At 36.2% G+C, this 7876-nt stretch carries 9 protein-coding genes and 1 pseudogene; 5 read left to right on the top strand and 5 right to left on the bottom strand.

Annotated features, from left to right (window positions below):
- Positions 1-273 precede the first annotated feature (273 nt).
- Complete coding sequence (locus tag DM84_RS03420; protein WP_250778343.1) at positions 274-897, top strand: DUF4795 domain-containing protein; 624 nt, start codon at positions 274-276, stop codon at positions 895-897.
- Between the two features lie 61 nt (positions 898-958).
- Here DM84_RS03420 and ribD read toward each other — a convergent pair whose 3' ends face one another.
- Positions 959-2038 carry a bifunctional diaminohydroxyphosphoribosylaminopyrimidine deaminase/5-amino-6-(5-phosphoribosylamino)uracil reductase RibD gene (ribD, locus tag DM84_RS03415; protein WP_250778342.1) on the bottom strand — a complete coding sequence of 360 codons (1080 nt, stop codon included), beginning with the start codon at positions 2036-2038 and terminating at the stop codon, positions 959-961.
- Positions 2038-3237: a deoxyguanosinetriphosphate triphosphohydrolase gene (locus DM84_RS03410; protein ID WP_250778341.1), complete on the bottom strand. Its 1200-nt coding sequence runs from the start codon at positions 3235-3237 to the stop codon at positions 2038-2040. The genes ribD and DM84_RS03410 overlap by 1 nt, the downstream gene beginning before the upstream one ends.
- A gap of 47 nt (positions 3238-3284) precedes the next feature.
- On the opposite strand from DM84_RS03410, the gene DM84_RS03405 reads away from it, so the two are divergent.
- Together DM84_RS03405 and DM84_RS03400 are read left to right on the top strand one after the other, a co-directional pair.
- The gene (locus DM84_RS03405; protein ID WP_250778340.1) at positions 3285-3734 is read left to right on the top strand and encodes a HesB/IscA family protein; all 450 of its coding nucleotides are present in this window, start codon (positions 3285-3287) and stop codon (positions 3732-3734) included.
- Positions 3735-3758: 24 nt separating this feature from the next.
- Positions 3759-4433: an ABC transporter ATP-binding protein gene (locus DM84_RS03400; protein WP_250778339.1), complete on the top strand. Its 675-nt coding sequence runs from the start codon at positions 3759-3761 to the stop codon at positions 4431-4433.
- A gap of 250 nt (positions 4434-4683) precedes the next feature.
- Here DM84_RS03400 and DM84_RS03395 read toward each other — a convergent pair whose 3' ends face one another.
- On the bottom strand, positions 4684-5382 hold the full coding sequence (locus tag DM84_RS03395; RefSeq protein WP_250778338.1) for an alpha/beta hydrolase: 699 nt from the start codon (positions 5380-5382) through the stop codon (positions 4684-4686).
- Between the two features lie 160 nt (positions 5383-5542).
- On the opposite strand from DM84_RS03395, the gene DM84_RS03390 reads away from it, so the two are divergent.
- Together DM84_RS03390 and DM84_RS03385 are read left to right on the top strand one after the other, a co-directional pair.
- Positions 5543-6694 carry a cysteine desulfurase family protein gene (locus DM84_RS03390; RefSeq protein WP_250778337.1) on the top strand — a complete coding sequence of 384 codons (1152 nt, stop codon included), beginning with the start codon at positions 5543-5545 and terminating at the stop codon, positions 6692-6694.
- A pseudogene (locus DM84_RS03385) lies at positions 6693-6937 on the top strand (IS4-like element ISWosp8 family transposase); the annotation flags it as partial. The gene DM84_RS03390 and the pseudogene DM84_RS03385, both read left to right, overlap by 2 nt.
- On the opposite strand, the gene DM84_RS03380 reads toward DM84_RS03385, so the two are convergent.
- Both DM84_RS03380 and DM84_RS03375 read right to left on the bottom strand, forming a co-directional pair.
- Complete coding sequence (locus tag DM84_RS03380) at positions 6934-7104, bottom strand: hypothetical protein (RefSeq protein WP_250778336.1); 171 nt, start codon at positions 7102-7104, stop codon at positions 6934-6936. The pseudogene DM84_RS03385 and the gene DM84_RS03380 sit on opposite strands and share 4 nt — an antisense overlap.
- Positions 7104-7499: a Bax inhibitor-1/YccA family protein gene (locus tag DM84_RS03375; protein ID WP_349305102.1), complete on the bottom strand. Its 396-nt coding sequence runs from the start codon at positions 7497-7499 to the stop codon at positions 7104-7106. The genes DM84_RS03380 and DM84_RS03375 overlap by 1 nt, the downstream gene beginning before the upstream one ends.
- Between the last annotated feature and the right edge of the window lie 377 nt (positions 7500-7876).

Genomic DNA, 7876 nt, shown 5'->3' with positions numbered 1-7876 from the left:
ATATGCTAAGTTTTTTTCTCATTTAATCTGCACAGACTGAAGATAAATAATAGCTCCAGCCTCATTATAAAGGTAACGGTGAAAGTTGTCAAGTAGTTTTTTAGTTCTGTTTCTATGGCTAAAAAATCTAAATTCAGCCAGTTGCGCATAGTTGGTGACAGCTTAGAAAGCAGACTCTTAGCTCAAAATTATACCTAAAAAAATAACTTGATTGTGTATGCTAATATGTGTACATGCTAAATTTATTATTGGTCTCATTAAAGGAGGGTTATTATGAATACAAGCATATGGAAGTGGAGAAACACAGCGCACATAACAAAAATGGGCATTGAAGGTACAGTTGCACTTGCGTCTTTAGCGGCAGCAATAACAACGGTATTAATTGCTACTAATATAGTTGCTGTACCTGAGTCTTTGGCGTTTATTAGCACAATTGTTAATCCCATTGGAATTACAGCGCTATTTATTGCTGCCATATATTTCACTATACTAGCCATTTCTTCATATCAGCAAATGCACAAGAATGAAGAAATAGGTGAAGCTGGGACATCAGCTGCAAATGCTAAAGTGACTAAAGAAGTAGAGGAGCTAATTCAGAGCAAAATTGAAGCAAAAACCAAAGGTTTAGTTACTGAAGAAGCACTAGAAACTGCGCTGAAAGCAAAAGCTAACAAGAAGTATGTTGATGATCAACTAGTTGAAAAAGCTGATGCATCTGCACTGAGAACAAAAGCTGACAAGACTGCCTTGGAGGGAGTTCAAGAAAGCATTACAAATTTAACTAATAATTTGGGCGAGAAACTGAATTCAAGTGATCTCAAAGAAAAAGTTAAGACTGTTTTAAAAAATCCTGAGGTTACTGCATTGCTTAAAGAAGCAATATCTCAAGAAGCCTAATTTAAATGGTACAAGAGGTAGATTTTCTACCTCTTTCTTTATATTCAAGCATATAAAGCTATTATAATCTATCCCAAACCTCGACTATATCCTCATCAAAGTCTATTACTTCTGCTTTTTTGAATCGGTAGCAGTTGTTGATAGATTGAATTCCTAAGTCTCCTACAAAAGGAATCGCATCATTACCTAGAATTTTACCGCTGCGGCAGATTATCAGCCTGTCGATTAAATTGTACTTCAGTAGTTCTGTGATTAGCGTTCCTCCACCTTCAACTAATAACCTTGTTATGCCAACCTCTGAAACAAGTTTTGATGCCATGTCTTTTAGGCAGACTTTGCCTGCACTGTTTGAATTAGCCACTAGATAGTTAATGTTTTTTATTTTTCTCTCTACTTCTTTATTTGTAATCACCCAAGTTGTTACTTTGTCTGCGGTCTTTGCAATATTGTGCTCTTCTTTCAATTTTCCCTGGCTATCTATAATTAGTCTTATGGGTAACCTATCTTCAAGTTTTGGCAATCTGCAAGTCAAAAGTAGATCATCATTAATGAGGGTTTTACTGCCAATCATAATTGCATCATATTTTACTCTAAGCTCATGTACCCAATTCCTTGTGTTTTCATTTGTTATCCATTTGCTATCACCTGTAAATGTTGCGATTTTTCCATCAAGAGTTGTTGCAATTTTGCAAGCTGTAAATGGTCTGTGTAATTTCTGAGTGGTGAAGAAGCCGATATTCAATTTTTCTGCCTCCTCTTGCATAATTCCTTGTTCCACTTCAATTCCTGCTTCCTTTAGGGCTTTAATGCCTCCACCTAAAACTCTTGTGTCGGGGTCAATTGCTGCAATTACTACCCTTTTTATTCCAGCTCTTGTGATTTCCGCGGTGCAAGGTTCTGTAACCCCAAAGTGGCAACATGGCTCAAGAGTAACGTACATAGTTGCGCCATGAGTCAAATCTTTAGCATTTTGCAAAGCAACTATTTCTGCATGGGGACGCCCACCGATTCCTGTACAGCCTTCACCAACTACCACACCATCTTTTGCAATGACACACCCAACAGCAGGATTTGGTGCAACACTTCCGAGGGTTTTTTCAGCAAGCTTTAGTGCAATTGACATGAAATGATCGTCGGTCATTAGAAAGAAGTCATTTCGTATGAGGTATCAAAAATTCTTCTATGCTCATGTATGGCAAATCTGTCTGTCATACCTGAGATGTAGTCGCATATTACTACTGAACGCTGGAATTTATAAGAAAGCTTGTTCCACTCTGTGGGCAATAATCCTGGATTTTCATAAAAACACTGAAAGAGCTCCTGTACTATACGTTTTGCTTTGTTCATCGTTCTGTTCAGTTTATAGCTTCTGTATATTTTTTCCATGTTGAATTTTTTCATTTCTTTTGTGGCATTTGCAACTTCTGGTGAAAATGTAACTAGCATCTTATTTAAACTTCTTACATCCTCTACGCTTTCTATTTTGTAGTCCTCAATATTTTTTTTAGTCTGAGAAACAACATCACTTATCATAATTCCTACAGTTCTACTCAGTGATTCATGTATAAGTTTGTTCTGAGATAGTTTTGAATATTGACTTTTTACATCTTTGAACGTGTCTCCGATTAAAGGAATATCGAGCAAATCTTCTACAGTTACTAAATTTGCCCTGAGTGCATCATCAAGATCATGGACACTGTAAGCAATATCATCAGCAATTGAGGCAACTTGTGCTTCAACGCTTGAGAATTCTTCAAGTTTTAGATCATATTTTTCATTATATTCTAGCAATAGTTGATTATTTGTGTGGGATACTGCATTCCGACCAAGCAAAGGACCGTTATGCTTTGCAACGCCTTCAATCACTTCCCAGCTTAGATTCATACCATCAAAGTCAGCATGTTTTTGCTCAAGATAAGTTAAAATCCTTATAGCCTGAACGTTATGGTCAAATTCATACTTCTCGCTATCAAGATTCAAATTTTGAACTGATTTCTTTAGAGCATCCTCTCCTGTGTGACCAAACGGAGGATGACCAAGGTCGTGTGCAAGCGCTATGCATTCAGTAATATCCTCATATAAACCGAGCCTGCGTGCAATAGATCTTGCAATTTGTGCAACTTCAAGGCTATGAGTAAGCCGAGTGCGATAGTAGTCGTGTTCATAATTGATAAAAACTTGTGTTTTGTATTCCAATTTTCTAAACGCATTAGAGTGAATGATGCGATCCCTATCACGCTGAAAACAGCTGCGGTTTTCATCTTCTGGCTCTTTAAAATATCTTCCTCTTGTTTTACTTGGGAAACACGCATAGCTTAATAGAAAATTATTGTTTGACATGTAAAATTTCTACTATAATAAATTATCAATAATAAACGGTAGTGACTATGTCAACAGATTACAATATTAACTTGACTGACAATGCGCTAAAGAAAATTCACTCCCTTGTAGAGCAGGAAGAGGACAAAAGTTCTGTGTTACGGGTTGCAGTTTCAGGTGGTGGGTGTTCTGGCTTCAAGTATAATTTTCTTATAGATCAAATAAATAAAAGTCTATCTTTGAGTGATGACGACGATGATGAATTTGATGACGACGATGATGACGATTATGAAGAAAGTGAGGGTTATAGAGGCCATTCTAGCTTTAGTAGGAAAAGCAAAGATATAGTAATTAACGACGAAAATGGCAATCCTGTATTAATGGTTGATAATTGTTCAGCGAAATTTTTAAATAACTCAGTCATAGATTATACTGAAGATCTAAGTGGTTCTGGGTTTCAAATAAAAAATGCTCTTGCTAAGTCTCAATGTGGGTGTGGTAACAGCTTCTCAGTTTAATTATGCCTCCTAGGCCTTTTTAACATGGGTGGTGATGTAGCACTGGAGCTAACTTCTGTAGATAAGAGCTTCAAAGAAGTTCCTGCTGTTATAAAAGATATAAATCTAAGGGTTGTGAAAGGACAAGTAGTTGCATTGATTGGCAGTTCAGGATCAGGAAAAACAACTATATTGCAAATTGCAGGTTTATTGGATAAGCCGACTTCAGGTATAGTAACAATAGATGGAGTAAATTGTACACAAGCCAGCAATAAACATAAAACTCATATAAGAAGAAGTTTCCTGAGCTTTGTTTATCAATTTCACTATTTGTTACAGGAGTTATCGGTATTGGAAAATGTTATGCTCCCTCAACTTATTGCGGGAAGAAGCAAAACTGAGGCAATAAAAAATGCGCAGACAATGTTGGAGAAATTTGGTCTGGAAGACAAAGCAAGTAGTATGATATCTGAAATTTCTGGCGGAGAGAGGCAAAGAGTTGCAATTGCAAGAAGCATTGTAAATTCCCCAAGACTTCTACTTGCAGATGAACCAACGGGGAATTTAGATCCAACAAATTCTTTGAATGTGTTTTTGCTATTGTATTCATATGTAAAGGAAAATAGTAGCTCTATGCTTATAGTAACACACAATCACCTCCTTGCAGAAAAGGCAGACTGTATTTTACAGTTAAAGGACAAATCACTGGTAAAATTGTGAATGGATATAGCATAGAACTAGAATCTATTGAGCTACTATCTTATACTTACCTAACCAATGGTCATTAACAGGGTATAGCCTGCATGAAGTACTTTCATTGCCTTTTATACATGGACTTTTTAACTTGTGTGACTTGTTTAGGGGGCACCCTGATAACATAGACGCAATCAAAACAAGAAATAACAACTTCCTAAACATAACAAAACCTTTTTGTTTGTATTACTACACTCATTTTTCTTGTTTGTAAAGATTAAGCGTACTCTCTTATTTTCACCTCTTTTTTAGTCTTTTGAGAAGAAATAGCTGCATTATTCAAGCGCAGTTTTATATAGTTATCTATGATTTGAACTACCTCCTTCTCTTTATCTCTTAAAAAATGATTAGTATCGTCTATAATATGGTATTCCATATGGTCACTTTTGACTGAGTTCATCAGCCTTTTTGCTAGTTCTGTTACATCGCTTTCTTCTGAGATTGTATCATTACTGCTTTGTATTATAAGCCCAGGAACCGGACAGGGAAAGAAAAAAGAGAAGTCGTACTTTGTTGCTGGAGGAGAAAGGGCAACAAAACCTACTACCTCAGGGCGGCGCATTGTTAGTTGCATAGCTACCCATGCTCCGAAAGAAAAACCAACTATCCAAATTGGAACATTACTAGGATTATGTTCCTGGAGCCAATCGATAGCTACTGCAGCATCAGTTAATTCCCCTATACCTTTATCGAAAGTTCCGGTGGACTTTCCCACACCACGGAAGTTGATTTTCAATGCAGAAAAGCTGTTGCCGATAAAAGATGCGTATATATTATGTATTATTTTACTATTCATATTGCCACCATATTGGGGGTGGTGGTGTAAAATTAGCACAACTGGCGCGTTAGCTCCCCTACTTTGGTGATATTCACCTTCTATTTTTTTTGCTGCGTTATTTAAAAAAACTTCTACCACGGTAGCTCCTAATAAAAACCTGCTTGACAGATATTAACTAATGTAAGTCGTATATATATTAATTATGTATTAATTTTACCGTTTTTGCAACAAGCTTTTTATCATGTTAAGCTAATATATATGACTGTTATAGCGAGTAGTAAAGAGTTTTCTTAATTAAATGACAGATAAACCTTCAAGCCCCTTTTCTTTAGGTGGTGGTTACGTATATGCTGACTATAATGCAACTTCCCCAATTATCGACAGTGTAAAGAAGAGTATACTTGAGGTCTTATCAAAACAAATTCTGAATCCTTCATCATTACACAGAAAGGGACAAGAGGCGAGAAAGATTCTTCAGGATGCAAGAGATAATGTTCGTGGGATTATTGGCGCTTTAGGTAATAAAGAAGTAGTTTTTACATCTGGTGCGACTGAAGCAAATAATCTTGTTATGAGAGGGATGGTGGGCTATCGACATGTAATTTCAGCTATAGAGCACCCCTCAATTCTCAATTCTACGTGTAATCCTCATATAATACCCGTTAATCAAGAAGGTGTTGTTAATCTTTTAGAGCTAGAGAAGGTTTTGAGCAAACTTAAGGGAGATAGAGTAATAGTTTCAGTGATGATGGCTAATAACGAAACTGGGGTTATTCAGCCCGTTAAAGAGGTAGCTGAAATGGCGCATAAGTTTGGAGCAATCTGTCACACTGATGCTGCTCAAAGCGTTGGAAAAATTGAAGTTAATATGGAGGATTTAGGGGTGGATTTACTCACTTTATCCGCTCATAAGTTTGGTGGTATAGCAGGTAGTGGAGTTTTAATATTCGACAAAAAGCTTGTAATAGAGCCTATTATAATAGGTGGTGGACAAGAGAAAGGATTACGAGGTGGTACGGAGAATGTTGTTGCAATTACAGGTCTTTCTGCTGCATTGCAGGATATTCCATATCTTCTATCAAAAATGGATGAAATAAAGAAGCTACGCGATCAATTGGAGTATGAGCTGTTAAACCTTGCCAGCGGTATCAAAATCTTCGGTAAAAACTCCAAAAGGTTACCAAATACAAGTCTTATTTATATGCCGAAAGTAAAGAGTGACGTGCAACTTATGCATTTTGACTTAAATAACATTGCAGTTAGCAATGGCTCTGCATGCTCTTCTGGAAAAGTTGAACCTTCCCATGTTTTGCTTGCAATGGGGGCAGCAAAAGAGCAAGCAGAGTGTTCGATTAGAATCAGCATAGGTCCAAAAATTAAACCACGAGACGTAGAAAAAATAATGGATTGTTGGTATAATATCTATAAGATGTATGGCTCTAGAGTCTAATGCGCAAGGGCCTTGGAATCCAGATCAAATTGCTGAGTATCGTTTAAATTTTTCAGTTTTATTTGGTGTAATGAAACAGAAACTCTATCAAGTGCTTATTGGAAATTGTTCACCAAAAAGCTTTTAAGCCTTTTTGATAGAGCAAGCATGCGTGCTAAAGTTAAAATTCGACCAGGGCGATTGTATAGCTGCAATAAGATGGATAAGTCCAAACGCTATCATGTCTTTAGGAGAGTTTGCTAATGGAGGCTCTTAAGTTGACGCCATTGGCTGAACGGATACACTTCATAAGCCACTGGAACTCTACCCTTCGGTAACGCCAATACAATAATATCCTTATTGTCTTTATAATTAACTAACTTGCTGACTAATTTCTTTCCAGAATCTTCATGATCAGTAAAAATGTACATTATTGTTCTCTTTTCTTGCCAAAAAGGTGGAGTAAATGTACAAAAATATTAATGAAATCTAAGTATAAAGTTAAAGCACCAACAATGGAAATTTTCATAGCCATCTTTTCATCACTGACTCCGTATATACTGTAAACAGCTTTAATCCTTCGTATATCAAAGGCAGTAAGGCCAATAAAAATAATAACACTTAAAATTGATAAAGTAAAATTTAGCGCTGTATTCCTTAAGAATAAGTTTACCAATGAGGTTATTAGTATACTGATAAGCCCCATAATGAAAAAGGACCCCAAGCTAGTCAAATCTCTTTCAGTGGTATATCCATAAACGCTCATGCATCCAAAAACAGCAGCAGTAATAAAAAATATGCTTGCAATGCTTTTTCCAGTGTAAATTAAAAAAAATAGACGATAAAGACAAACCTATTTTAAAACAGAATATGTCCAAAATAAGACTTGTGCTGTAATAACACTCATCTTAGGTAAATTAAAACTAAAAGTGAACACAATGACAATTGGAGCTAGAGATATTAACCGTCCAAACGTTGAAAACCCTACTTTTTATTATCGTGTATAGTATACACCATACCCATTATAACCTCAGATGAGACTGTTGACATAGCAATTATGCCAGTCAACACTAAAGCCAGTGTCATATAGTTCTATACTTATAAAATATAGCTCTTACTAAATGTAGTTAATTTTTTCATAATGCAGCACAAAACTGCTAACAGACAAGAATTTCTGCAACACAGTGACTCTTGTGTACAATT

It is taken from the genome of Wolbachia pipientis (genome assembly GCF_023661085.1).
Taxonomy (GTDB): domain Bacteria; phylum Pseudomonadota; class Alphaproteobacteria; order Rickettsiales; family Anaplasmataceae; genus Wolbachia.
Note: the sequence above shows the minus strand (reverse complement) of the source record. Positions and strands in the feature narration are given on the sequence as shown.

Bases quoted from the DNA above. Each gene is read 5' to 3' on its own strand.
- DM84_RS03420 (WP_250778343.1), top strand. From the start codon at position 274: ATGAATACAAGCATATGGAAGTGGAGAAACACAGCGCACATAACAAAA.
- ribD (WP_250778342.1), bottom strand. From the start codon at position 2,038: ATGACCGACGATCATTTCATGTCAATTGCACTAAAGCTTGCTGAAAAA.
- DM84_RS03410 (WP_250778341.1), bottom strand. From the start codon at position 3,237: ATGTCAAACAATAATTTTCTATTAAGCTATGCGTGTTTCCCAAGTAAA.
- DM84_RS03405 (WP_250778340.1), top strand. From the start codon at position 3,285: ATGTCAACAGATTACAATATTAACTTGACTGACAATGCGCTAAAGAAA.
- DM84_RS03400 (WP_250778339.1), top strand. From the start codon at position 3,759: ATGGGTGGTGATGTAGCACTGGAGCTAACTTCTGTAGATAAGAGCTTC.
- DM84_RS03390 (WP_250778337.1), top strand. From the start codon at position 5,543: ATGACAGATAAACCTTCAAGCCCCTTTTCTTTAGGTGGTGGTTACGTA.
- DM84_RS03380 (WP_250778336.1), bottom strand. From the start codon at position 7,104: ATGTACATTTTTACTGATCATGAAGATTCTGGAAAGAAATTAGTCAGC.